This window comes from Burkholderia lata (assembly GCF_902499335.1).
GTDB lineage: Bacteria > Pseudomonadota > Gammaproteobacteria > Burkholderiales > Burkholderiaceae > Burkholderia > Burkholderia lata_B.
The window spans coordinates 482,705-507,838 of the sequence record NZ_CABVQK010000005.1; the positions used below are offsets into that span (position 1 = coordinate 482,705).

The window sequence follows — 25,134 nt, forward strand, 5'->3', positions numbered from 1 at the left end:
GCCGCCGGCGGGCCGCTCAGGTGCGCCATTCGCCGAGAATCTGCTCGGCCAGGTAGTCGCACGGCGGGCGCGCGGACTGCGCGCTGCGCGCGAGCACGACCTCCATTTCACCGAGCGGCGGCAGCCCGTGGCTTTCCGACAGCTGCACGAGATGATCCGGAACGCAGCAGCGCGCCAGCGGCGCAACCGCGAGCCCGGCCTCCACCATGCTGAGCAGGCCGAGGTGGCTCGGGCTTTCATACGACATCCGGTACGGGATCTTCCGCCGGTTCAGCGCCTTGACCGCGTGATCGCGCGCCGCGCTGCCCCCGTGCGTGAAAAACGCCACCGGCAGCGGCCGCTCTTCCCATACGTTGCGCTTCGGCGACCCGGCCCAGACGAGCGGTTCGAGCCGGATCAGCTCGCCGGTCACGCCCTTGATCCGCGTGAGGCATGCGAGGTCGACCGTGTTGTCCTTCAGCATCGGCACGAGTGCGCTGCTCGGCTGGCCGATCACGCGTATTTCCACGCGCGGATGCATCGCGGCGAACTTGCCGAGCACCTGCGGCAGCAACGAAGAAATGTAGTCGTCGGGCACGCCGATCGTCACGCGGCCGCGGATCTCCGGGCGCACGACCGACGCCCATGCCTCGTCGCGCATCGCCAGCATCCGGCGGCCGTATTCGGCGAGCATCATGCCGTCGTCGGTCGGCGTCACGTTGCGCGTATCGCGGATGAAGAGCGGCTTGCCGAGCGCATCTTCCAGCGCCTTGATCTGCATGCTCACCGCCGACGGCGACCGGTGCACGTTCTGCGCGCCCTGCGCGAACGATCCGGATTCCGCCACGGCCACCACCATCGCGAGCACATCGAGGTCGAGCTTTTTCATCGTCTTCAGAAAAACTGATCAATCAATTCAGTTTATCCCGTTTTACTGTTCTCCTCCACGGTCGGACAATGAATCCCGTCAGCCCTCACTCGTTGCAGGAATCATCAGACATGCATACGTCCGGATCGCTCTACGGATTTCTCGTCATCGGCGGCATGCTCGCGGTCACGCCCGGACCGAACATGGTCTACGTGATGTCGCGCTCGATCGCGCAAGGTCGCACGGCGGGGCTCATCTCGCTCGGCGGCGTGATGATCGGCTACCTGTTCTACATGTTCGGCGCGGCGTTCGGCATCACGACGCTGTTCATGAGCGTGCCCTATGCGGGCAGCGCGTTGGCTGTGGTCGGCGCGGCATACCTGCTGTATCTCGCGTGGCAGGCCGTCAGGCCCGGCGGCCGCTCGCCGTTCGAGGTGCAGGCGTTGCCGAGCGAGCGCCCGCTTCGGCTGCTCGCGATGGGCGCGACGACCAGCGTGCTGAACCCGAAGCTCGCGATGCTGTTCATTTCGTTGCTGCCGCAGTTCATCGACTACCGGAACGGCAGCGTGCTCGGGCAATCGCTGTTTCTCGGTTCGCTGCTGATCGCCGCATTCGCTTCCGCGAACGGGCTGGTGGCGATCTGCTCGAGCAGCATCGCGAAGTTCCTGCACGGGCGCCCGACGCTGCTCCTCGCGCAGCGCTGGGCGATGGGGCTCATTCTTGGCGGGCTCGGCGTGCAGATGGTGATCGATGCGTCGAGGATGGCGGGTATGGCGTGACGGCCGCGAACGGGCCGCCGAACCGGAAGCGGCTGGCCGGCAACGTCGCCGACCAGCCGTAGCGCCAGGAACCCGCCTTCGGCGCAACCCGGTCACTTCGTCAGCAGCTCGGCCTCCAGCTCGCGCAACCGTTCCGGAAACCGGACGCGCAGCACCAGGAACCACCCGAGCCCGATCGCCAGCAGCGCGACGAACACATAAGGCAGCCACGCATAAACGCCCGCCGGCACCGGATACACGCTGCCAACCAGCGGAATCGCGAGCAACACGACCGCGACGATGCTAATCGCCACATGCCGCGCACGCAGCCGGCGCTGGCGGCGCAGGTAAAGCGGCGCGCCGATCGCCACCAGCACGTATGCAAGCAGCCAGCCGTAGGTCGCGATCGAACTGAGATAGCCGTACGAATCGAGCAGCGCGGTGCCGCGCGCGGTGAATACCAGTGCAGTCGCCAGCGCGAGCACCGCGATCAGTGCCACCGCGACGTGCGGCGTCGCATTCCGCTCGTGCGCTTGGCCCGTCGACGCATGCAGCACGCCCTGCCGCCCGAACGTATAGACGATCCGCGCCGCCGCATTGATCGACGAGAAGAACGCCGCGAAGAAGCTCAACGCCACGCCCGCGTCGATCAGCACGCCGACCCAGCCGGCGCCGAGCCGATGCGCGAGCACCGCGAGCGGGCCGTCGACCTGATCGAGCGGCGGCGTCTGCCCGTGGAACGCGCTCACCATCCCGTACGCGCCGATCACGAACAGGATCGCCGGCCCGACGACGCTGATCAGCACCGCGCGCGGAATCGCGCGGAACGGGTCGCGCGCCTCGGCGCCGAGCACGGTCGCACTCTCGAACCCCGTGAAGCTGAAGAATGCGAGCACCATCCCGAGCTGCAGCTGCGTCGGCTTCACGCCTTCGAGCGTCAGTTGCGCGCGATCGACCGGATGCCCGCCGAACGCGATCGTCCCGATCACGACGACGGCGATCAGCAGCAGTGTCGCGAGCTCGACGAACAGCGTGAAGCGCGTGGACAGCCGGATGTCGCGAAACGCGATGTACCACGCGGCGAACGCGGTGACGACCGTGAGCCCAAGCACGGCGCCGAGCGGCGTCGCGCTGCCGAGCAGCCCGGTCTCGCGGCCCAGCACGAGAAACGTGTTGATCGTCCCCTGCAGGATGCCCGCGGCGGCCACCGCATACGCGATCAGCAGCGACCAGCCGCAGATCGCGCCCCAGACCGGCCCAATGCCGGCCGACACGTACGCATACAGCGCGCCCGGCGACGCCGAGTCGCGCGCGAACACCGAGATGCTCCACGACGCGAACAGCAGCGCGACGATCGCGAACAGGTACGCGAGCCACGTGCCGTTGCCGGCCGTCGCGAACACGGCGGGGATCAGCACGCCGATCCCGCCCGACACGCCGACGAGGCCGATCGACTGCGCGATCAGTTCCGGCAGGCTCAGGTAGTTGCGCCGCAGGCCGCCTGCCTGCGGCGCGGCATGTTGCGCAGGCAGTGCCTGCGCGGTGCTGGCTGGATGACTCATCGATTCACCTCGTCAGGAGCGGGTCAATTCCAGGAATGGCGCGCAGGCTTCACGCCGTTGAGGTAGTAGTTGCCGATCGCGTGATACTTCCAGCGCACCGGGTCGTGCAGCGTATGCACGCGTGCATTGCGCCAGTGGCGGTCGAAGTTGTATTTCGCGAGCGTCGACTTGCTGCCGCCAAGTTCGAACAGCTTGCTCGCCGCAAGCAACGACACCTCGGTCGTCGCGATCTTCGCCTCGCCGACCGCGATCGCGGCCTGCGCGACCGTTTCCTCGCTCGGCTCTCGCTTCGCCGCGTCGACGAAGCGCCCCGAGCGCGCGAGCAGCGCCTCGGCCGCGTGCACGCGGTACGCGATGTCGCCGATCTGCGCGACCGTCAGCGGATCCTCGCTCGCGCGTTCGACGCCGCTGTCGATCCACGGGCGAGCATGCTGCTGCACGAATGCAATGGTGTCCTGCAGCGCAGCGCGTGCGATCCCGAGATCGATCGCGGCGGTCGTGATCTGCGCGAACGGGCCCGCGAAGGTCGGACGGTCGTACGAACGCTGCGTGTGGAAGATCTCGAATGGGCTCACGCGCACGTTCTCGACGATCACCGTGCCGCTCGCGGTCGTGCGCTGCCCGAAGCCGCTCCAGTCATCCACGACGGTCAGCCCCGGCGCACCCTGCCGCACGAAGGCGAGCACGGCCTGGTCCGACTCGTCGAGCGCGAGCACCGGAATCCAGTGCGCGAACAGCGTGCCGGTCGAATAGAACTTGCGGCCGCTCAGCACGAACGCGTCGCCATCGCGGCGCACGCGCGTCTGGATGTCGAGCACGTTCTTGCCGCCCGCTTCGGAAAACGCATTCCCATAACGTGCTCCCTTCAGCACGAGATCGAAGAAGAAGCGCTTCTGCGCATCGCTGCCTTCGAGGTGGATATCCTCGATCAGGCAGAAATGGTTCTGCGGGATCTGCCCGACCGACGGGTCCGCCTCCGAAACGATCGCGATCACTTCCGCGAGCGTCACGTTCGACACCTCCGCGCCGCCGTATTCGCGCGGCACGGTGATGCCCCACAGGCCGCTCGACGAGAACAGCTCGATCTCGTCGTACGGCAGCTTCCGCTCGCGATCGCGCAACGCGGCGTGCTCGGCCAGCCGTGCGGCGACCTGATGCGCGACGTCGAGCGCCTCGGCATCCGAGCCGATGACGGGAACAGGCGTGGCGCCCGCTTGCGGTTGTACGTTTGCTTCGATGATTTCCGTAGACATGTCAATTCCGGCAAAGCTCATGAACCGGCCGGCGATGCCGCGAAGCATCCGCCGACCTCCTGTTTCGATATCCGAAACGTCAAACCGGGCTGACCCGCGAGAACCGTCGGTGTCGCCCCTTCGATCGGCCTTCGCACGACACGCGTGAGCGCCCGCCGCGCACCGGCCTGCGCGTCACGCGGCAACCGCCTGCCGCTGCGCCTCGAGTTCGCGCACGAGCGGCAGCACGCGCTTGCCGAAGTACTCGACTTCCTCGATGAAATGCAGGAACCCCGCGAGCACGAGATCGACGCCGATGGCCTTCAGCGCGACGATGCGTTCGGCGATCTGCTGCGGCGTGCCGATCAGGTTCGTGCGGAAGCCGTCGTTGTACTGCACGAGATCCTCGAACGTCGATTTGGCCCAGTTGCCCTCGCCTTCCGGCGATGCGCTGCCGGCCTGCTTCACCGCATCGCCGAACGCATGCACGGCCTCGACGTGCGCGTGCCGGATGATGTCGTCGAGCACGGCCTTCGCCTCCTCCTCGGTATCGCGCGCGATCACGAACGCGTTGACGCCGATGCGCACACGATGGTTGTTCGCCGCCGCCTTCGCGCGGATGTCGTCGATCTGCGCCTTCAGGTTCCCCGGCGTATTGCCGTTCGTGAAGTACCAGTCCGACACGCTCGCCGCGTTGTCGCGCGCCGCGCGCGAGCTGCCGCCCTGGAAGATCTCCGGATGCGGCTTCTGCACCGGCTTCGGGCTCAGCGTGTAGTCGTTGAAGCGGTAGAAGTCGCCCTTGAACGTGAAGTTGTCCTGCGTCCAGATGCCCTTCAGCGCCTGGATGAATTCCTTCGAGCGCCGATAGCGTTCGTCGTGCTCGAGCCACGGCTCGCCGATCGCGGTGAATTCGCCCTTGAACCAGCCGCTCACGACGTTGATCGCGATGCGCCCGTTCGAGATGTGGTCGATCGTCGCGAGCTGCTTCGCGACCACGGCCGGATGCCACGGCCCCGGCAGGATCGCGGCGAGCACCTTGAGCTTCGTCGTCGCATGCAGCAGCGCCTGGCTGAACGACACCGACTCGTGCTGGTATTCGGCGCCGTAGCCGGCCGTGAAACGGATCTGGCTCAGCGCGTACTCGAAGCCGGCCGCTTCGGCCGTGCGCGCGAGCTGCTGGTTGTATTCGAGGCTCCAGTCGGTGCGCTGCTCGATCGTGCTGACGACGAGGCCGCCGCTGACGTTCGGCACCCAGTAGGCGAACTTGACGCCGTCGGCGGTAGGGTCGGTGTGGCTCATGAGTATGTCCTGGTCGAGAAAGAAAACGCAGGCGGCCTACGCGGCCGCGACGGAGAGCGCATGCGGGCGCAGTTGCGGCACCGCGCGATCGACGGCGAGCGCGATGCGCGCGCGCAGCGCCGGGTTCGTGATCTGGTACTGGTCGAAATCGCTTTCCGACGCGTACACGCCGATCGGCAACGTGCGGGCCTGGAAGAAGCTGAACAGCGGGCGCAGCTGATGGTCGATCACGAGCGCATGACGCTCGCTGCCGCCGGTGGCTGCGAGCAGCACGGGCACGTCGATCAGCGCTTCGTGATGCACGAGGTCGAACAGGTGCTTGAAGAGGCCCGTGTACGACGCGCGATACACGGGGCTCGCGACGACGAGCGCATCGGCCGTCTCGATCGCGCGGATCTGCGCGTCGAGGTCGGCCGGCACCTGCGCGCGCGTCAGCGCGCCGGCCAGCCGGCCGCCGATCTCGCCGAGTTCGATCAGCCGCGTATCGATCGGCAGCGCGGCGCCGAGCGCCGCGACGATCGCGTCGGTCAGCGCCAGCGTGCGCGACGGCCGTTGCAGGCCGCCCGATATCGCGACCACGTTGATTGCATTGCTCATCGGTTGCATTCCCATTGTCGAGTCGGGTGCCGACGCACCCGTCACGTCATGGGTCAGCAAGGAGCGTGCCACTTCGATGATCGCAATGGAGAACGATCGTCTGCATGACGAAATGCATCGCAATCGACGGCCTGTCGTGGCATCCCCAACGATCGCCGCGCGTTGATAAGCGTGCCAGCCACGGCATCACAACCATATTCCGCAACGCGATGAACTCGGGGAAACAACGCTGCTGATGCGCTGCTGCTTGATCAGCAGCGCGGTGTGCCGCAGGCGCGCTTTTCCGCTTCGACACGGATTCCGGCACGCGTGCGGCGTCCTTCGGCATGCATTGGCGTCCACATTCCGCATTCATGCGCCTGTGCGGCACGTCGCATCCTTGCAGTAGCGTCGACATGGCTGTTGCGTCGTCACGTTGCGTGCCTTGGATCGCCGCACCGCGCGACATCGCCGCGCGCAACTGCGTCCAGCGCAGCAATCCCGCATTGGTTATCAGAAATCGATGTTTCCCGCGTTGCGCGAAACGTTGAACACTCTGCTGATCACGCAGCACCCAGTCAGCAACGCCTGCCGCGGCCTGACCGTTTTCGTGCAGCAACCCGACGCACTCATCGCCATGACATCCATTTCCGTATCGCCCCGCGCGGAAAGCCTGCGCGTCGTCGCGCCGTCCCGCGACGAACCGGTCCCGCCTGACGCGCTGCAAACCGCCGAACGCCTCGCGGCCGGCTTCGTGCGGACCGCCGCCGAACGCGACCAGCAGGGCGGCACGCCGAAGGCCGAACGCGACCAGCTGCGCGACAGCGGCCTGCTCGCGCTGAGCATCCCGTCCGCCTACGGCGGCCTCGGCGCGAGCTGGCGCACGACGCTCGACGTCGTCCGCGTGCTCGCGGCGGCCGACAGTTCTCTTGCGCACGTGTTCGGCTTCCATCACCTGATGCTCGCGACCGTGCGCCTGTTCGGCGCGCCCGCGCAGTGGGAATCGTGGTTCGAGCGCACCGCGCGCCAGCAATGGTTCTGGGGCAATGCGCTGAATCCGCTCGACGAGCGCACGATCAGCCGCTCGCGCGGCGCGTGGCACGAATTCAGCGGCCAGAAAAGTTTTTGCTCGGGCGCGCTCGATTCGCAGATGCTGATCGCGTCCGCGCACGATGCCGACACGCGCGCGTTCCTGATCGCCGCCGTGCCGACGCAGCGCAGCGGCATCTCGATCGCGGACGACTGGAACAACATCGGCCAGCGCCAGACCGACAGCGGCACGGTCACGTTCGAGAAAGTGCGCGTCGAGGATCACGAACTGCTGACGGACCCCGGCCCGCTGTCGACGCCGTTCGCGTGCCTGCGCCCGCTCGTCGCGCAGCTCGTGCTGACGAACGTGTATCTGGGCATCGCCGAAGCCGCGTTCAACGACGCACGGCACTACACGCTGCACGAAGCGCGGCCGTGGCCCGGCGCGCAGGTCGCGAGCACCGGCGACGATCCGTACATCCTCGGCCAGTACGGCGAATTCTGGGTCGGGCTCGAAGCCGCGCGCGTGCTCGCCGACCGCGCGGCGGACCGGCTCGATGCCGCATGGTCGCGCGATGCGGCGCTCACGCATGCGGAGCGCGGCCAGGTCGCGCTCGCCACGGCCGCGGCCAAGGTGTCGGCCGCGCGCACCGGGCTCGATCTCTGCACGCGCATGTTCGACGTCGCCGGTGCACGCGCGACGCACGGCGCGCTGCGGCTCGACCGGCACTGGCGCAACCTGCGCACCCATACGCTCCACGACCCGCTCGCGTACAAGATTCGCGAGATCGGCGAATGGGCGCTCAAGCGAACCTATCCGACGCCGGGCTTCTACTCGTGAACCATTCCCCTTCCGATGCGTGGCCCGACGCCGCGCCCGTCCTCACGCTGCCCGACCGGCCCGCGCTTGCGACGTCCATTCGTGCCCGCGCGCAGGTGTTCGTCGATCCGCGCTCGGTCGCGCTGCTCGAACGGATTCGCCTGGTCGCGCCGAGCGATGCGAACGTGCTGATCGTCGGCGAGACCGGCACCGGCAAGGAGCTGATCGCGCGGCACGTGCACGGCCTCAGCCGCCGCAGCAACGGGCCGTTCATCGCGGTGAACTGCGGTGCCTTCTCCGAAACGCTCGTCGAGAGCGAACTGTTCGGCCACGAAAAAGGCGCGTTTACCGGTGCGTTCAGCGCGAAGCCCGGCTGGTTCGAAGCCGCGAACGGCGGCACGCTGTTTCTCGACGAGATCGGCGACCTGCCGCTGTCGATGCAGGTCAAGCTGCTGCGCGTGCTGCAGGAGCGTGAGGTCGTGCGCCTCGGCTCCCGCACGGGTGTGCCGATCGACGTGCGCGTGGTCGCCGCGACCAACGTGGATCTGCAGCAGGCCGTCGCGAACGGGCAGTTTCGCGGCGACCTGTTCTACCGGCTCAACGTCGTACAGCTCGCGGTGCCGACGCTGCGCGAGCGCCCGGGCGACATCCTGCCGCTCGCGCGCCACTTCTTCGACGACTACCGGAGCCGCCTCGGCTACGGGCCGCGCAGCATCGACCCGCGCGCCGAACGGCGGCTCGAGGCGCACGGCTGGCCCGGCAATATCCGCGAACTCGAAAACGTGATCCATCATGCGCTGCTCGTGAGCCGCCACGACGCGCTGCAGGAGGCCGACCTGCATATCGCATCGTCGGGCGTGCCGACGTCCGCCGTACGCATGCCAGAGCAGGAGCCCGACCCGGCCGCCGGCGCACAGGCCGCGCTCGAACGCGCGCTGCGCGACCTGTTCGACGAGGATCACGGCAACCTGTTCGAACGCATCGAGGACACCGTGATGCGTGTCGCGTTCGAATTCAGCCACCGCAACCAGATCCAGGCCGCGCGCCTGCTCGGCATCAGCCGTAACGTGCTGCGCGCGCGGCTGATCCGCGCAAAGGAAATTGCGGCGATGAAGTAGCCGCGTATGGGAACGCGCCGCCGCCTTGCTCCGGCGCGATCGCGCCGCGTTCCGCGCCGCAACGTCCGAACCTGATGTATCGTGGCGCGAAGCGTGCGCCGCTTCCCCCTCCGGCATCCGGTCGTCCGTCATACGGCCGCCTGCACCCGGCGACAGCGCGCCCGCACGATCCTCCGCAACACGCAAGGCCGTCCGGCGCCCGTGCGGGCCCGACCGAGCCTCGTTCACCCGTCCGGAACCCGTCGCCATGAAAAAGCTTGTCAACCGCCCGTCCGATGTCGTGCGAGAAATGCTGGAAGGCATCGCGCGGCAATCGCCGCATGTCGCGATCCTCGGCGACGAGCACGTGCTCGTCCGCCAGCCGCTGCCCGAGCCGGCGCAGCGCCCCGTCGCCGTCCTCTCCGGCGGCGGCAGCGGCCACGAACCCGCGCACGGTGGCTATGTCGGCGAAGGGATGCTGAGCGCAGCCGTCTGCGGCGAAGTGTTCACGTCGCCGTCCACCGACGCCGTGCTCGCCGCGATCCGCGCAAGCGCCGGCCCGAACGGCGCATTGCTGATCGTGAAGAACTACACGGGCGACCGGCTCAATTTCGGGCTCGCCGCCGAACTCGCGCGCGCCGAAGGCATTCCGGTCGAGACGGTCATCGTCGCCGACGACGTATCGCTGCGCGGCCGCGTCGAGCGCGGCCAGCGGCGCGGGATCGCCGGCACCGTGCTGATCCATAAGCTCGCCGGCGCGGCCGCCGCACGCGGGCTGCCGCTCGCCCGCGTCGCGGCGATCGCGCGCGACGCGGCGGCCGAACTCGGCACGATGGGCGTCGCGCTCGACGGCTGCACGATCCCCGGCGCCGACAAGTCGGGCTTCAGCCTCGCCGATCACGAGATCGAACTCGGCCTCGGCATCCACGGCGAGAAAGGCGTCGAACGCCGCGCGCCGCTGCCGGCCGACGCACTGGTCGACACGCTGCTGTCGAGCATCGTCGCCGATCTCGTGCTCGACCGTGGCGAGCGCGTCGCGCTGTTCGTCAACGGCCTCGGCGCGACGCCGGACATGGAACTCGCGATCGTGCTGCGCGCCGCATACGACAACCTGCACCGGCGCGGCATCGTCGTCGCGCGCGCGTGGGCCGGCACGTTCCTGTCGGCGCTGAACATGCCCGGCTGTTCGATTTCGGTGCTGCGGCTGAACGACGAACGCGCGGTGCTGCTCGACGCGCCGACACAGGCGCGTGCCTGGCCGGGCGGCGGCGCCGTGAATGCGCAGATCCGTGTGGCCTCGGCCGCCGTGCAGGAGGCGCCGCTGCCGCCGCTCGATGCGGCCGGCCGCGCGTGGGCCGCGCGCCTGCAGCCGGCGCTGCACGCGGTCGCGCAGACGCTGATCGATCATGAGCAGACGCTGACGGATCTCGATGCGGCAGCCGGCGACGGCGATCTCGGCGCGAGCATGCTGCGCGCCGCGGAAGCCATCCTCGCGCTGCCGGAAGCCGCATACGGCACGCCGGCCGGCGCACTCGCGGCGCTCGGCGCCGCATTGCGCCGCGCGATCGCCGGCAGCTCGGGGCCGTTCTATGCGACCGCACTGCTGCGCGCATCGCGCCGGCTGGCCGACAGCGCCGAGCCGTCGGCGCGCGACTGGGCCGCGGCGTTCCGCGCTGCGGTGGAGTCGATCAGCGAACTGGGCGGCGCGCACGCCGGCGACCGGACGATGCTCGATGCGCTCGTGCCGGCCGTCGCTGCATTCGAGCGTGCGCTCGATGGCGACAAGGATGCATCGGCCGCGTGGGAGGCGGCCGTCGCGGCGGCGGAGCATGGCGCGCAGGAAACCGCGAACATGACGCCGCGCGCCGGGCGCGCGAGCTATCTCGGCGAACGTGCGATCGGCACGCCGGACGGCGGCGCGGTGGCGGTGTCGTTTTGGCTGCGCGCGTTGCAGGCGCACATCCGGTGAAGGTCGAAGGCGCGCCATCGACGTCGCGCCTTCGATGCATCGGCACGCAAGACGCCGTTTCGCGTCACGTGCCGATGCCGCGGCTCGTTGCGATGCCGGGCGGCTTCACCTCCGTCGACATCCGCATCGAGGCATCCGCAATCAATCAGCGCGTCTTCGTCCGCCCGGGCAACAACGCGGCGCCGACCGACGCCACGCCGAAACTCGCGAGCCAGCACCAGTAGCCGATCGCATCGAGATGCACGGGTTCGACGTCCCCCGCTTCGTTCACGGCGATCTGGTGCTGCGACAGGAAGCTCATCCCGAACAGCAACGCCAGTACGGCCAGCACGACCGCCTGGGCGCGGTAGCGCTTCGCCGTCAGCAGCCACGCGGCGAACACGAGCGGATTCGCGAGCCATGCATAGATGCCGCCGAGCACGCCCATCCAGCCCGTCAACAGCACCTGCCAGCCGTCGGCCCATGGATGCGGGACGGGCGCGCCGGTGCGGAACGGCGCGGTGAACATGGCGACCAGATAAAGCGCCACGCTGATCGCGAGCAGCGCGGTCGTGGCGCGGCCCATCGGCGGGCGAACGGGCGCGGCGGCGGGAGTCGATGTGTTCATGGGCGGGCCGGGCTTCCGGCGTCGCAGCGCGACACCGGACGCGCCGGATTCAGGTCGCTCAGACGCCTTCGACCAGCACGGCGCGATAGCGCGCGCCCTTGAACCGGTGCTGCGCGACGGCCTGGTATTCGGGGCCGTGATACCACGCGTGCGCGGCTTCCTTCGACGGGAACTCGACGATCACGACGCCTTCCGGGCCTTCGCCCTCGAGCGTTTCCTGCGGCCCGTAGGCCGCGAGCACCTTGACCGGATGCCCGGCCAGCGTTGCGCCGACCTTGCTCTGGTAGAGGTCGAATTCCTGCGGGTCCTGCATGCTTTCCCGTGTAAACACGATGTAGGTGGCCAAGATGCGTGCTCCTGATGCGATGCGTGGATGGGGGCCGGACGCGCGCGGTGCCGTTCGAATCACCGCGTCAGCCGTGCAAGCCGCAACCGCACTCATGGCGGCGCGGGCAGTGTGCAGATTACAGGGGTTCCGCGAAACGCGTTGCCCCTGCCCGCTCACCCCTTCGCATCGAACCGGTACAGCGCCGCCGGCGTATCGACCAGCACCTGCCGGCGCCCGGCCTCGTCCGGCAGCAAGCTCTCCATGTACCGGTATGCGAGCCCGTCGTCGACCGCGCCCTCGTATCCGACATGCGGCCAGTCGCTGCCCCACAGCAGCCGCTCAGTACCGAACGCTTCGCGCACCGCATGCATCGCCGTCAGGCCGGACGCCTGCCAGCGGTCGGCGCGGTCGTTCCGGTACGCGCCCGACACCTTGACCCACACGTGCCTGCTCGCCGCCGTCGTCAGCAGATAGCGGAAGCCCGGATCGTCGATGCCAAGCCGCGGGTCGGGCCGCCCGAAATGGTCGAGCGAAACGTCGACGCCCGCGTCGAGCAGCGGCGGCATCAGCACCGGTAGGCGCGCGGCCTCCGCATGCAGCTCGACCTGCCAGCCGTGCCGCCGCAGCAGCGGCAACAGCGCGCGCCACGCCGCGCCCGCGAAATCCGGATCGCGTTCGCCGATCAGGTTCAGCCGGATGCCGCGCACGCCGAGCGGCGTCCATGCGGCGACCTGCTCGGCATCGCGCGCGGGGTCGATCACGACGATGCCGCGCAGGCGCGCGGGCTGCGCGCGCAGCGCGGCGAGCAGATAGCGGTTGTCGGTGCCGAGAAAGCTCGGCTGGATCAGCACGCCGTTCGACATGCCGTGCCGGTCGAGCATCGCGAGGTACTGGTCGAGCGACGCGTCGTACGCGATCGTGTAGCGATGGCCCGGCACGAGCGGCAGCGATTTCAGGAACACGTGCGCGTGCGCGTCGACGCCGGTGATCGCGCGCCTGCCGGAGCCCGTGCCGGCGCATCCGCCGAGCACCTCGGCCATCGCGAGTCCGGCGAGTGCGCGATTGAACGAGCGCCTCGAAATCATGGGTGTCTCCTGTCTTGTTGTTGATGGTGCACGGCCGGCCACGCCGGCTGCGTCGCGGCGTGTCAGCCTACATCGCACGCGCGACGATGAATATCGGAACGAACGACAGCACCGTCGACAGCGCGACGACGAATGCCATCAGCCGGTGGTTGCCGCCGTACTGCGTGGACAGCACGTACGAGTTGCTCGCGCACGGCAGCACCGAATAGAGCAGGATCAGGTTCCCGGACAGCGGCGACACCGCGAACGCCTTCGTCGCGGTCAGCGCGAGCAGCGGAAACCCGACCAGCCGGATCGCGGTGGTCACGAGCCCCGCACGCACGAGCGCCGCTTCCTTGCGGGGCAACGGCAGCCGCAGCGCGGCGCCGACGCAGATCAGGCTCAACGGCAACGCGGCGCCGCCGAGCACGTCGACGGTCTGGTCCAGCGCGGCGGGCAGCCGCCAGCCGGTCAGGTTCAGCACGATCCCGAACGCGCTCGCGACGATCAGCGGGTTCGCCGCCACCTTGCCGACGATCCCCACGAGCCCGCGCCCGCCGGCCTGGCCGTGCTCGAACGACAGCAGCACGAGCGTGTTCGAGATCGCGACCATGTACGCGACGACCACCGCCGCGATCCCGTAGTCCGCACGGTTCAGCAACCCCGACGCGACCGACAGGAAGATGTAGCTGTTGAAGCGGATCGAGCCCTGGACGATCGACGTGAACGACGCATGCGGCACCGCGCACAGCCGGCAGCCGAGCACGACGGCAGCCAGCACCGCGAGCGTGAGGCCCGTCAGCAGCACGATCGTCGACTTCGACGACGCGTCGAGCGGCCCGGCCAGCCCGATCGAATGCACGAGGAACGCGGGAAACAGCACGTAGTGGGTCAGTTTCTCGGCTGACGGCCAGAACGCCGCATCGACGAGCGCGATGCGACGCACCGCAATGCCGATACAGATCAGTGCGAAGGCGGGTGCGACGGCAACCCAGGCGAGTTCGGTGTGCATGGCTGAACAGGTTCGGTAAAGGAAGCAACAGGTGAATCGGTGCGCTCGCGAAGCGACGGCTCGGGCGCGGTCGTGTCCGGATCGGGATCGAACGGCAACCCGACGGCGGCGAGCGCTTCATACGCGAGCGCCGGCGCAAAGCGCACGCCGGAACCCGACGCGCCCGCCACCGCGCAGCCGTTGCGGCCGATCGGCGTGACCCGCGGATTGCGGTCGGCCGTGTAGCCGTCCACGGCCACGCGCGCGGCGAGATGCGCGTCGCGCAGGCCCGGGAAATGACGCGCGAGCAGCCCGTGCGCCAGTGCGCGCTCGTCGGCGCTCGGCCCGACGCGCGCGCCGGCGGCACACCCCCACGCGTGCGACGTGATGCTCAGCAGCCAGCCGCGCCGCGCGTGCACCGGCGCGAGAAACGCCTGTGCGTCCGGCAGGTAGACAACCGGCGAGTCCGGCGCCGGCGGCAATGCGCGCCCGTCGACATCGAACGCGACGATCTTCTTCGTGACGATGTCCGGTCGCGCTTCGCCGCGCGCGTCGTCGCCTGCTTCGCCGTCGACCGCCGGCCACGGGCCGCTCGCGCGGACGAGCCGGTCGGCATGCAGCGTCACGCCGTTGGCCACGAGGGTCCAGCCGCCGGCATTGCGCGACACGTGCGTGACCGGTGCGTCGAAACGCTCGACCGCGCGCGGGCCCGTCAGGTAGTGCGCGACCAGCCGCGGCACGTCGACCAGCCATGCACGGCCGGCGCGCCATAGTCGCGTGCCGGCGGGCAACGCGCCGAGCAGCGCATCGCCGGCACCCGGCGTATCGGCCGGCACCGGCGTCGCGAACAACGGGCCGCCAGCGTCGGATGCGGCCGCAACGAACGCGAACGGCGCGTCACGCACGCAGCATCCGGCCCGCGCCCATGCACCGTAATACGTGTTCGCGACCAGCGATCGCGCACGACGCTCGCCGGTGCCGCTGAACGGCGTGACGACGCCGGCCGACAGCGCGGTGGCGGTCTGCACGACCGGCCGCGCATCGAACACGGCGATGCGCAGCGCGCCCGCATGCCGCGCCGCCACGTGCGCGATCGTCGCGCCCGTCACGCCCGCGCCGACGATCGCGAGATCAACCCGCATCGGCTTGCCACCAGACGGTGCTGATCACGAGCGGCGTCGCGCCGTCGTTGTGCACCTGGTGCGACCGGTGCGATTCGAAATACAGCACGTCGCCGGCGCGCACGCGCACGGGCTCGCCGTCGTAGGTCAGCCGGCCGCTGCCCTGCGCGATCATCCAGCATTCGCGCACCGCGTGGACGTCCAGCCGCGACGTGCAATTCGGCTCGACCGTGAACAGGCCGCCGCGAAACGGAATCTCGCCTTCGCCGAGCCCGGCGAAATCGGCCTGGCGCAGCACGACGCCCGGTACATGCGACTCCGGCGGCAATGCGCCGACGTGCGGAAACTTACGCGCGCTCATCGTGCACCTCCTCCCCGACCAGGCCCAGTTCCGCGAGAATCGCGTCGCGGTCGCGATCGAGCGCCGGCGCGGCCCGGCGGGTAGCCGGATCGGGGCAGCCCGAGATCTTGATCGGCGTCCCCACGAGCCGGTACGGGCCGACATCCGGATCATCGACGTCGATCAGCATGTTGCGTGCGGCCGTCTGCGGATGGACGACCGCCTGGTCGACGCGGTTGATCGGGCCGGCCGGCAGCCCCGCGCGCGCGAACCGCTCGCACCAGTGCTCGACGCCGTGCGCCGCCAGCAGGCCGTTGAGCGTGCGTTCGAGCTCGGCCTCGTGATCCTTGCGCGCCTCGCCGCCGGCGAAGCGCGGATCGGCGGCGAGCGCCGGCACGCCGAGCGCATCGCACAGCAGCCGGAACAGCTTGTCGTTGCCGGCCGCGATGATGAGCGGGCCGTCCGCCGCGCGATAGACGCCGAACGGCGGCGCGATCGCCGGCCGATAGCTGCCGACCGGCCCGGTGACTTCACCGGTCGCGAAATAGCGGCCGATGAAATACTCCATCAGCGCGAGCTGGCAGTCGAACATGCCGATGTCGACTTTCGAGCCCTGCCCGGTCCGGCCGCGCCGCACGAGCGCCATCAGCAGCCCGGTCGTCAGGAACAGGCCGGCCGCGAGGTCGCCGATCGACGGCCCGACCCGCACGGGCATGCGCCCGGGCTCGCCGGTCACGCTCATGATCCCGCCGAGCCCCTGGACGATCATGTCGTACGCACGGTGATCCCGAAACGGCCCCGTATGGCCGAACCCCGACGCGCTGCCGTAGATCAGGCGCGGAAAGCGCGCATGCAACGTGTCCCAGCCGTAGCCGATGCGCGCCATCGTGCCGGGCCGGAAGTTTTCGGTGACGACGTCCGCCTTCTCGAGCAGCGCGTCGAGCACGCGGCGGTCGGCCGGGTCCTTCAGGTCGAGCGCGATGCTCTCCTTGCCGCGATTGAGCGATGCGAAGTACGCAGACTTGCCGCCGTACCACGGGCCGTATGCGCGTGCGTCGTCGCCGGTCGACGGGCGCTCGACCTTGATGACGCGCGCACCGTGGTCGGCCAGCAGCATCGTGCAGAACGGGCCGGCCAGCACGCGCGTCAGGTCGACGATCACGAGCCCTTCGAGTGCGCCTTCCATCATGCGACCTCCCGCATGCCGGACGGCAGCACGGCCGCCAGCTCCCCGGGCGTGACCGGGTCGAAGCTCGCCAGCGGCGTGACGACCGGCGACGACAGCCGTGCGAAGTCGCCGGCGTTCGGTTCGCCGCGCAACCCGAGCGCGCGCCACGCGGTCCGCGCGAGCGCCGGCATCAGCGGATACGCAAGCAGCGCGAAGCCCTTCGTCCAGCCGTACAGGTCGCCGGCCGCGCGCGCGCCGTCGAAGCGCGCACTCCAGCGCTCGACGACCCGGGCCAGCGCCGTCGGGTCGAACGTCGCGAAATCCATCGCGCGCTGCGCATCGCGCCACGCCGCCTCGGCCGCCCGCGCCGTTTCGTCGGCCGGCGCGCGCGCCGCGAGCGGCCCGCCGATCGCCTCGGCCACATGCCGCTGTACAGTCGCATACGGCCCGTTCACGAACCGGCAGAACGCATCGCGATCGAAGTCGGTGCGCGCGTCGACCGGATTGGTCGACGCGACGAAGAAGCGCACCGCGTCGGCCGGCACGCGCGTGCGAGCCGCGAGATCCTCGACCCAGATCGCCCAGCGCAGGCTCGTCGAGAACTTGCGCCCTTCCAGCGTATAGAAGTGGTTGATCACGAAGCGGTCGAACGGCTTCGACACGCCGTCGGCCATCGCCATCGCCTGGATCCCGACCAGGTGCGACACGCAGTTGTCGATCCCGAATCCGTTCACGGTGATCACGTCCGAGTCGCGATCGAACGGGTTCGCATGCAGCCCGTGCTTGCGCGCATAGAGATCGCCGACGAAGCGGATCGCGCCGAACAGCAGGCCATGACCGAACAGCGTGCGCGCCTCGCCGTCCAGCACGTACGGTAGCCCCCAGCCGGCATGGCTCGTCACGCGAAAGCGCGCGCCGTCGCGTTCGAGATGGCGGCGCGCGATATCGACGAATACCGGTGCGGTCTCGGTGCCCGCCAGTTGCGCGACCAGCGCGGCGGGATCCGCGATGTCGAAGAACAGGTTGTCCTGTTCGCGCATCGCAAGCGTCTCGCCCCAGCGCGCCGACGGTTCACGGACATCCTCCGGCTGGAAATGCGCGCCGCAGTCCTCGCAGAAGAATCCCGAGACGTCGCGCGCGCACTGCGGGCAGCGGCCGAGCAGGAAACTGCCGGTCACGTAGCAGTCGCGCGCGGCCGAATACGGCAGGCGTTCGCGCACCGGCGATACGCGTCGCTGCGCGGCAAGCCGCGCGACGAGCCCGTCGTGCGCGGCGAGGTACGCGTCGTGATGCGCGTCGCCGAGCGGATCGACGAACAGGTCGACGTCGATGTTCATGTCGGCGAGATCGTCGACGATGCCCGCGCAGCTCTGCCGCGCGAGCGCCGCCGCTTCGACGCCGGCCTGCCCGGCGCGCAGCGGGATGTAGGAATCGTACGGGTCGCTTGCGCACGCGATGCGCGCGCATTCGCCGCGGCTGCGCAGGTGGCGCGCGAGCATGTCGAGCCGCAGGTACGGGCCCGCGATATGCCCCAGGTGCAGGCGCCCGTTCGGCGCCGGCATCGCGGGCACCAGCAGGTAGTGGCGCGGGTCGCGGATCGTGTCGATCGGCATGATGGTCTCCGGGTCAGTCCAGCGTGACGGTCACGTCGGCCGCGAGCTCGCGCAGCAGCGCCACGATGTCGCGGTCGAGCTCGCACTGCGCGATCAGGTACGCGATCTCGTACGCCTTGAACACGTCCTTCGGCAGCGCCATTTGCGCGCCCTTGCCGGCGACGACCTGCAGGAAACGCAGTTCCGGCCGGCGCCACAGTCGCTCGAACCCTTCGACGCGGGCGATGCGGCCGAGCCCGGGCGGCATCACGATGCGCTGGCCCGCGCGCGTCGACGCGGTGCCGAGCCGGTCGTCGAGCGGGCCGTCGATCGCGCCGCGCGCGAGATCGAGCACCGTGCGATACGGCGAAAAGCCCGCGACGCTGTACGGGATCAGGTGCGAGTTGATGAACTCGCCGCCGAGCCGCCCGCCGATCTCGAGAATCTTCGGCCCGTCGCGCGTCACCATCACGTCCGCATGAAAGCCGCACCAGTCGATGCCGGTTGCCGCGACGCCCGCGCGCACCATGTCGCGAATGGCCGCCTGCGTGCCGGCCGGCAGCAGCGACGGCGTCACGTTCTCGTACTGGATCGGGATCGACCGGTCGAAGGTCTTGTCGATGATCGCGTTGATCGCGACGCGGCCGTGCGCGACGGCGCCGGACACCGAGTGCTCGCTGCCCGTCAGCCGTTCCTCGAGCAGCGCATGATCGCCGTACAGGCTGAACATCTCGCCCTTTTCCGGCGAGTTGTATGCGCGAAATGCGCGATAGACCTCGGCGGGATCGTCGTGCGCGTCGACCGGAAAGATGCCGCGGCTGCCCGAGTTGCCGGCCGGCTTCAGCAGCGCGGGCGCGCCGATCCGCTTCAGCGCAGCGGTGAACTCGGCTTCGCTGCTGACCACCGCGTAGCGCGGGTTCGCGTTCGGCACGGCGTCCAGCACGCGGCGGGTCGCGGCCTTGTCGCGCACGTTGAGCGCGGCGGCCGGCGCCGTGCCGCGCAGCCCGAGCCGATGCGACAGCCGGCTCGCCAGCACGACTTCGAGGTCCTTCCACGCGACGACGCCGGACAGCTCGACGCGATGTTCGCGCAGGTAGTCGAGAATGGTCCGCTCGGCGGCGTCGTAATCGCCGAGCCGTGTCGGAATGATGCCGGCGCATCCGAACGAGCGAAACGCGTCCGGCGTCGGCGTCGCCACATACAGGTCGAGCCCGAGGCTGCGCGCCGCGTCGATTTCGGCGATCCGCTCGCCCGGAAGCGCGCGCGTGTCGAGATACAGCATGGCCGGTGCATGGGTCATGGCGGTGTGCTCCTGTCAGTTCACGAATTGTTGGGTGGCAGCGTGCGGCGCGTCGCCGTGCGGCCAGTCGACGAAACCCGGCGGCGTGCCGACTTCATAGATGGATGCGCCCGCGATCGCGTTCGCGATCCGGCCGCTGCGCCACGCGGCGAGGCTCAGGTTCGGGTCGGCGATACCGCGCGTCGTGCGCGCGGCGTTCTGGAAGAAAATCCGCGCGGCGCTCGGCCGGTTCCAGCGCACCGCATAGTCGTCGTCGAGCTCCGGCACGCCGTTGCGCGTGTGCATCTCGAAGCGCAGCGATTCCAGCGCACCCGGCATCTGGAATTCGCTGCCCGTCGCGAGCAGCACGACGTCGGCGTGCAGCGGCGCGTGCACGCCGGTACCGTCGTCGACGCTCAGCACGTAGCCGCCGTCCGCGCGATGCAGGTTGGCCATGCTGCGGCCCGGCATCAGCGCGCAATGGCCGGTGCGCCCTTCGATGTGCGTGATCTCGTAGAGCCGCTGGTAGATCGCCGTCAGGAGCGGCAGCGTGACGCCGTCGCTCGCAAGGCGCTGCGTGTCGAGCGCGTCGCGCTTGCGCTCCGGCGACAGCCGCGAGAAATGTTCGTTGTACTGCGGCACGAACCACTCGTTGACGAACGGCGAGTCGTCCATCGGCAGGAAGTTCTCGCGCCGCGTCAGCCAGGCGACGTGCGCGGGTGCCGCATCGCCCGTCAGCCCGAGCAGGTGCAGCGCGAGTTCGGCGCCGCTCTGGCCGCCGCCGACGATCGCGACGCGCCGGCCGGCGAGCGCCGGCCGCACGGTGCAGAACTGCGACGAATGCAGCACGTCGGCGCCCAGGTGCGGCCTGGCGCACGCGGGAATCGTCGGGCGCAGGCCGACGCCGACGACGAGATTCGCGGTGCGCACGACGCCGTGCGAGGTCGTGACGCGCAGCGCGCGCCCGTCCCGCACGACGCTTTCGACTTCGCAGTCGAACCGCAGGTTGTCGAGCGACGCGCATACCCATTGCATGTACTGCTCGAACTCGCGGCGGCGCACGGTCGGAAAGCGCGCGTTCGCAAACGAGTACAGGCGCTCGGTGCGTTGCAGGAACGCGATGAACGAGTAGCGGCTGCACGGATCGGCCAGCGTCACGAGGTCCTTCAGGAAGCTGGTCGTCAACGACGAATCGGCGAGCATCAGCCCCGGATGCCAGCGGAACTCGGGCTTGCGCTCGACGAACAGCGAGCGCAGGCCGTCCAGCGGCGCCAGCAGCGCGGCCAGGCTCAGGTTGAACGGGCCGACCCCGATCCCGAGCACGTCGACCTCCTCCCCGGCAAGGGCCCGCGGCTTCGCGCCGTCGAGCGTCTGAATGTCGAAAGTGTTCATCGCGCCTCCCCGGCACCGGTGATCGAATCGTGAAGAACGGCGCTGCGGGCCTCGCCGAGCACGAGCCCGGCAAGCACCGCGCCGCCATGAACGGCCGTGGCGATCCCGCTGCCGCAATAGCCGCCGCACCAGCCCAGCCGCCCGGCCGTGCCGACATGCGGCACACCGTGCGCCGTGAAGCCGAGCGGCGCGGACCACACACGCTCGACGCCCACGTGCCCGAGCGCCGGGAAATACGTCGCCAGCCGCGCGCGCAAGGCGGCTTCGGCATCCGCGGGCGGCATGTCCGTCGCCAGGCCGAGCCGGCTGCCGAACAGCAGTCGCCCGCGGTCGTCGAGCCGGAAGTAGTCCTTGTCGGCGGACAGCGTGCCGTACACGCGCGGCTGCCGCGAAATGCGGCGCTGCGTCGCGTCGTCGAGCACGCCGGTCGCGAGCAGGTGCGTGCCGTACCGTTCGAGCGGCGGCCGTACGTCGGCCGGCAGCAACGGCCACGCGTCCTCCGCACACACCAGCACGGTGCCGGCGGCGAGCGTCGCATCGTCGAGGTCGAGTGCGGCTGCTTCCGGCGCGAGCCTCAGCGCGTTCACGCCGGCGCCGCGCCGGATCCGCACGCCGAGCGTCGCGGCCCGCATCCGCATCGCATCGCGCAGCGCGCGCGGCCGGATCAGTGCGAAACGCAGGTTCAACAACCCGGCGATCGCGTGCGCCGCGCCGGTTTCCTGCGCGACCGCCTGCGCGTCGAGCCATGCGACGCGCGCGTCCGGCTGTGCCGCGTAGTGATCGAACCGGCGTGCCAGTTGCATCGCCGATGCGTCGTCGCACGCGAGCGTGATGTGGCCGGGATGCGCCCACCCGCACGCGAGGCTGCGGCTGTCGACGAAGCGCTTCAGATACGCGATCGCCTGCGCCGCCTCGCGCTCGGCGGCCTGCGCCTGCGCGGCCGAACCCGGGCCGCGCGGCAGCGCCGGCGCGACGCTCGCGACCGAACCGAAGTTGAATGCGCTCGGGACGTCGCCCGGCGGATCGGCATCGCAGACGTCGACCGTCGCGCCCTGCTCCGCCAGGTGGATCGCGGCGGACAGCCCCGCATAGCCGCCGCCGACGATCGCGACGTCGGCGGTTCGTTTGCCGGGCGCCATCATGCGTGCTCCGGCTGGTGCTGGTGCGCGTCGACGAAGGCGCGGTACGGCGCGTCGAAGAAGAACGCGGGCTCGCCGTCGGGCGGTTCGAGCTGGTCGAGCCAGCAGGCCGTCGCCGAATACTTCGCGAGGAACGGCCTGCGCAGCCAGCGCGGATCACGCGCCTGCAGGAAGTTCAGCAGGAAGTAGCGCTGCCCGTGCAGGTCGAGCGTGCCCGCGACCTCGACCTTGCCGGGGCCCGCGCTCATCGACGGGCCGCGCGCGCTGCGCGCGAGCCCCGATACCGATGCGATCGCCGTGTTGTAGATGTCGAGCGCTCGCGCGAGCGGCAGCTCGAAATAGGCGCGCGGCCCCGTATCGCGCTCGACGAACATGTAATACGGCACGATGCCGAGCCGCACCTGCCCGACCCAGTTGCGCCGCCACACGTCGGCGTCGTCGTTGATGTGGCGCAGCACCGGCCCCTGCGAGCGGATCACGACACCGATGCGGCGCAGGTTCGTCACCGCCTGCTCCGCGATCTCCGTCGACAGCTCGCGCCAGTGGTTCAGGTGCGCCATGATCGTCACGTTGCGCCCGGCGTCGACCAGCGTGCGCAGCAGCGCGAGCAGCTCGGGCGTATCCGGATCGCTGACGAAGCGGTACGGCCAGTACGTGAGCGCCTTCGTGCCGATCCGGATGTTGCCGACATGCTCGAGCCCCGGCTCCAGCAGCGGCGTCAGGTATTCGCGCAGGCGTGCCGCGCTCATCACCATCGGGTCGCCGCCCGTCATCAGCAGGTCGGTCACTTCGCCGTGCGCGCGCAGGTAAGCGTGCAGCCGCGCCGCTTCGCTCGACGCGAATTTCAGCGATGCATCGCCGACGAACTGCGGCCAGCGGAAGCAGAACGTGCAATACGCGTGGCAGGTCTGCCCGTGGCTCGGAAAGTACAGCACCGTCTGCGCATACTTGTGCTGAATGCCCGGGCAGGGTTCGCCGTCCAGCTCCGGCTCGTTGAGCCGCTGGTCCGCCGGATGCGGGTTCATCCGCGCGCGCAGGCGCCCGACCAGCGCGTCCAGTTCCGCGTGGCGCGCCGCGTCGCGCGACAGCACGGCCAGTCGCTCGAGGTCGTCGGGCGCGAGCATGTCGGGCTGCGGAAACGTCAGCCGGAACAGCGGATCGTCCGGCACACGGGTCCAGTCGATCAGCTGCTCGACCACATAGCGGTTGACCTTGAACGGCAGCACCCGTGCAACCAGCCCGATCTCCTCGCGCATCCGCGGCGGCAGCGCCGCGAGCTGCGGGATGTCGTCCAGCTTCGAGCGGTTGTACGCCTTGAACACCGGATGCACCGGTATCGACTGGCGCGGCGGCGCGCCGCCCTGCGCGCCATCGCGCGCGGATATCCGTTGGCCCTCGGATAGTTCGATCATTGACTCGACTCCATTTTTTTAGATGTACTAATGTATGTCGTGTGTCTTGCCTGCTCGCCGCCGACGGCCAGGCAGCCCGTCGGCGTCCTGCAGATACTAGAAGCAATTGCCGGGGCGAAGCATTACCGCCGTGTTATTTATCCATAAGCGTTTCGCATGCGGCTGCGCACCAATTCAGCGGGGCGCGGCCGCGCCCACCGCCGGCCGCGCCGCCCGTGGGTGCTTGCCCGGATGGGTTTCCGGCATCCGCCAGTACACGACCAGCGAGACCGCCGCGCAGGTCGCGACGTACCAGAAGAACATCGCCTCGTTGCCGCCCGCCTTCAGCCGCAGCGCAACGAACTCCGTCGTGCCGCCGAGGATCGCCGTCGTCAGCGCATAAGGCAGCCCGACCGCCAGCGCGCGGATCTGCGGCGGAAACAGCTCCGCCTTCACCAGCATGTGCACCGAGGTGAACCCGCTCAACACGACGAGCCCCGCGAACACCAGCGCGAACGCGGCGAGCGGCTCGTGCACGTGCCCGAGCGCGGTGAAGATCGGCACGGACAGCAGTGCGCCGCCGAAGCCGAACCACAGCAGCACGGGCCGCCGCCCGACGAGATCCGATACAAGGCCGAACAGCGGCTGCAGCGGCATGTACAGCAGCAGCGCGAGCGTGCAGATCCAGGTCGCCGTTTCCTTGTGCAGGCCGACGGAGTTGACGAGGTATTTCTGCATGTAGACCGTGTACGTGTAGAACGCGACGGTGCCGCCGATCGTGATGCCGATCGCGAGCAGCAGTTCGCGCCAGTGGGCCGCGAGATCGGCCGACACGCGCGTCTTCGCCGCATGCGCGCGGCTGGCGATGAACGCGTTGCTCTCCACGACGTTGCGGCGCATGTACAGCGCGAACAGCGCGAGCACGCCGCCGACGAAGAACGGGATCCGCCAGCCCCAGCGCTCGATGTCGTGCGTGCCCGCGAAGATCCGCTGCATCGCCAGCATCAGGCCGAGCGCGACGAGCTGGCCCGCGACCACGCTCACTTGCAGGAAGCCGACGTAGAAGCCGCGCCGGTTCGGCGGCGCGATCTCGCTCAGGTAGGTCGCGCTGGTGCCGTATTCGCCGCCCATGCTGAGGCCCTGCAGCAGGCGCGCGGCGACGAGCAGCACCGGTGCGAGCACGCCGATCGTCGCGTAGCCGGGCGTGACGGCGATCAGCATCGATCCCGCGCACATCGCGAGCACCGATTTCGTCAGCGCGGCCTTGCGCCCGTGCCGGTCCGCGTACAGGCCGACGAGCCAACTGCCCGCCGGGCGCGCGACATAGCCGACCGCCGCGATCGCCGCGGTGTTCATCAGTTGCACGGTCGGCCGGTCGGCGGGAAAAAACGACGGCGCGAAATAGATCGAGAAGATGCTGTACGCGAGAAAGTCGTACCACTCGATCAGGTTGCCGGCCAGTCCGCCGACGATCGAGCCGATACGCGGCGGCGCGTCGGCCGCCCCGGTCGGGGAAGTTGCCAAGGTTGTCTC

23 protein-coding genes are annotated in these 25,134 nt (G+C 69.5%); 4 read left to right on the forward strand and 19 right to left on the reverse strand.

Features of this window, described 5'->3' with window-relative positions:
- Window positions 1-16: 16 nt before the first annotated feature.
- On the reverse strand, window positions 17-868 hold the full coding sequence (locus BCO18175_RS15250) for a LysR substrate-binding domain-containing protein (RefSeq protein ID WP_174982065.1): 852 nt from the start codon (window positions 866-868) through the stop codon (window positions 17-19).
- A 110-nt stretch (window positions 869-978) separates the two neighbouring features.
- On the opposite strand from BCO18175_RS15250, the gene BCO18175_RS15255 reads away from it, so the two are divergent.
- The gene (locus tag BCO18175_RS15255; RefSeq protein WP_174982067.1) at window positions 979-1,626 is read left to right on the forward strand and encodes a LysE family translocator; all 648 of its coding nucleotides are present in this window, start codon (window positions 979-981) and stop codon (window positions 1,624-1,626) included.
- A 92-nt stretch (window positions 1,627-1,718) separates the two neighbouring features.
- On the opposite strand, the gene BCO18175_RS15260 is transcribed toward BCO18175_RS15255, so the two are convergent.
- The 5 genes from BCO18175_RS15260 to BCO18175_RS15280 form a co-directional block, all read right to left on the reverse strand.
- Window positions 1,719-3,167 carry an APC family permease gene (locus BCO18175_RS15260; protein WP_174982069.1) on the reverse strand — a complete coding sequence of 483 codons (1,449 nt, stop codon included), beginning with the start codon at window positions 3,165-3,167 and terminating at the stop codon, window positions 1,719-1,721.
- Between the two features lie 23 nt (window positions 3,168-3,190).
- Complete coding sequence (locus BCO18175_RS15265; protein WP_174982071.1) at window positions 3,191-4,420, reverse strand: SfnB family sulfur acquisition oxidoreductase; 1,230 nt, start codon at window positions 4,418-4,420, stop codon at window positions 3,191-3,193.
- A gap of 174 nt (window positions 4,421-4,594) precedes the next feature.
- Window positions 4,595-5,698 carry a dimethylsulfone monooxygenase SfnG gene (gene sfnG / locus BCO18175_RS15270; RefSeq protein ID WP_174982073.1) on the reverse strand — a complete coding sequence of 368 codons (1,104 nt, stop codon included), beginning with the start codon at window positions 5,696-5,698 and terminating at the stop codon, window positions 4,595-4,597.
- A 36-nt stretch (window positions 5,699-5,734) separates the two neighbouring features.
- A complete protein-coding gene (msuE, locus tag BCO18175_RS15275) occupies window positions 5,735-6,295 on the reverse strand; it encodes an FMN reductase (protein ID WP_174982075.1) in 561 nt (186 codons plus the stop codon).
- A gap of 46 nt (window positions 6,296-6,341) precedes the next feature.
- The gene (locus BCO18175_RS15280; protein ID WP_174982077.1) at window positions 6,342-6,893 is read right to left on the reverse strand and encodes a hypothetical protein; all 552 of its coding nucleotides are present in this window, start codon (window positions 6,891-6,893) and stop codon (window positions 6,342-6,344) included.
- An 18-nt stretch (window positions 6,894-6,911) separates the two neighbouring features.
- Here BCO18175_RS15280 and BCO18175_RS15285 point away from each other — a divergent pair, with 18 nt between their 5' ends.
- The 3 genes from BCO18175_RS15285 to BCO18175_RS15295 all read left to right on the forward strand — a co-directional run bounded on the left by BCO18175_RS15285 (window position 6,912) and on the right by BCO18175_RS15295 (window position 11,189).
- Entirely contained in the window at window positions 6,912-8,144 is a 1,233-nt protein-coding gene (locus BCO18175_RS15285) for an acyl-CoA dehydrogenase family protein (protein WP_368040717.1), read from the forward strand.
- Window positions 8,141-9,241, forward strand: coding sequence for a sigma-54 interaction domain-containing protein (locus BCO18175_RS15290; protein ID WP_174982079.1), 1,101 nt, complete (start codon window positions 8,141-8,143; stop codon window positions 9,239-9,241). The genes BCO18175_RS15285 and BCO18175_RS15290 overlap by 4 nt, the downstream gene beginning before the upstream one ends.
- 247 nt (window positions 9,242-9,488) lie before the next feature.
- The gene (locus BCO18175_RS15295) at window positions 9,489-11,189 is read left to right on the forward strand and encodes a dihydroxyacetone kinase family protein (protein WP_174982081.1); all 1,701 of its coding nucleotides are present in this window, start codon (window positions 9,489-9,491) and stop codon (window positions 11,187-11,189) included.
- A gap of 145 nt (window positions 11,190-11,334) precedes the next feature.
- Here the strand turns inward: BCO18175_RS15295 and BCO18175_RS15300 are convergent, their stop codons facing one another.
- From BCO18175_RS15300 to BCO18175_RS15360, 13 genes are all read right to left on the reverse strand, one after another.
- Window positions 11,335-11,796: a hypothetical protein gene (locus BCO18175_RS15300; protein WP_174982083.1), complete on the reverse strand. Its 462-nt coding sequence runs from the start codon at window positions 11,794-11,796 to the stop codon at window positions 11,335-11,337.
- A gap of 58 nt (window positions 11,797-11,854) precedes the next feature.
- Window positions 11,855-12,142, reverse strand: coding sequence for a DUF1330 domain-containing protein (locus BCO18175_RS15305; protein WP_174982085.1), 288 nt, complete (start codon window positions 12,140-12,142; stop codon window positions 11,855-11,857).
- Between the two features lie 155 nt (window positions 12,143-12,297).
- Entirely contained in the window at window positions 12,298-13,209 is a 912-nt protein-coding gene (locus BCO18175_RS15310) for an amidohydrolase family protein (RefSeq protein ID WP_174982086.1), read from the reverse strand.
- 67 nt (window positions 13,210-13,276) lie between these two features.
- The gene (locus BCO18175_RS15315; protein WP_174972642.1) at window positions 13,277-14,200 is read right to left on the reverse strand and encodes an AEC family transporter; all 924 of its coding nucleotides are present in this window, start codon (window positions 14,198-14,200) and stop codon (window positions 13,277-13,279) included.
- Window positions 14,152-15,321: an NAD(P)/FAD-dependent oxidoreductase gene (locus BCO18175_RS15320; RefSeq protein WP_174982088.1), complete on the reverse strand. Its 1,170-nt coding sequence runs from the start codon at window positions 15,319-15,321 to the stop codon at window positions 14,152-14,154. Before BCO18175_RS15320 ends, BCO18175_RS15315 begins: the two co-directional genes overlap by 49 nt.
- On the reverse strand, window positions 15,311-15,661 hold the full coding sequence (locus BCO18175_RS15325; protein ID WP_174982090.1) for a cupin domain-containing protein: 351 nt from the start codon (window positions 15,659-15,661) through the stop codon (window positions 15,311-15,313). Before BCO18175_RS15325 ends, BCO18175_RS15320 begins: the two co-directional genes overlap by 11 nt.
- Complete coding sequence (locus BCO18175_RS15330; protein WP_174982092.1) at window positions 15,648-16,829, reverse strand: CaiB/BaiF CoA transferase family protein; 1,182 nt, start codon at window positions 16,827-16,829, stop codon at window positions 15,648-15,650. The genes BCO18175_RS15325 and BCO18175_RS15330 overlap by 14 nt, the downstream gene beginning before the upstream one ends.
- A complete protein-coding gene (locus tag BCO18175_RS15335; protein WP_174982094.1) occupies window positions 16,826-18,421 on the reverse strand; it encodes a methionine--tRNA ligase in 1,596 nt (531 codons plus the stop codon). Before BCO18175_RS15335 ends, BCO18175_RS15330 begins: the two co-directional genes overlap by 4 nt.
- 13 nt (window positions 18,422-18,434) lie before the next feature.
- Window positions 18,435-19,700 carry an ATP-grasp domain-containing protein gene (locus BCO18175_RS15340; protein WP_174982096.1) on the reverse strand — a complete coding sequence of 422 codons (1,266 nt, stop codon included), beginning with the start codon at window positions 19,698-19,700 and terminating at the stop codon, window positions 18,435-18,437.
- A 15-nt stretch (window positions 19,701-19,715) separates the two neighbouring features.
- Window positions 19,716-21,071, reverse strand: coding sequence for a lysine N(6)-hydroxylase/L-ornithine N(5)-oxygenase family protein (locus BCO18175_RS15345; protein WP_085043000.1), 1,356 nt, complete (start codon window positions 21,069-21,071; stop codon window positions 19,716-19,718).
- On the reverse strand, window positions 21,068-22,213 hold the full coding sequence (locus tag BCO18175_RS15350) for an NAD(P)/FAD-dependent oxidoreductase (RefSeq protein WP_174982098.1): 1,146 nt from the start codon (window positions 22,211-22,213) through the stop codon (window positions 21,068-21,070). Before BCO18175_RS15350 ends, BCO18175_RS15345 begins: the two co-directional genes overlap by 4 nt.
- Entirely contained in the window at window positions 22,210-23,622 is a 1,413-nt protein-coding gene (locus BCO18175_RS15355; RefSeq protein WP_174982100.1) for a KamA family radical SAM protein, read from the reverse strand. The genes BCO18175_RS15350 and BCO18175_RS15355 overlap by 4 nt, the downstream gene beginning before the upstream one ends.
- Before the next feature lie 174 nt (window positions 23,623-23,796).
- Complete coding sequence (locus tag BCO18175_RS15360) at window positions 23,797-25,125, reverse strand: MFS transporter (RefSeq protein WP_174982102.1); 1,329 nt, start codon at window positions 25,123-25,125, stop codon at window positions 23,797-23,799.
- Window positions 25,126-25,134: the final 9 nt, after the last annotated feature.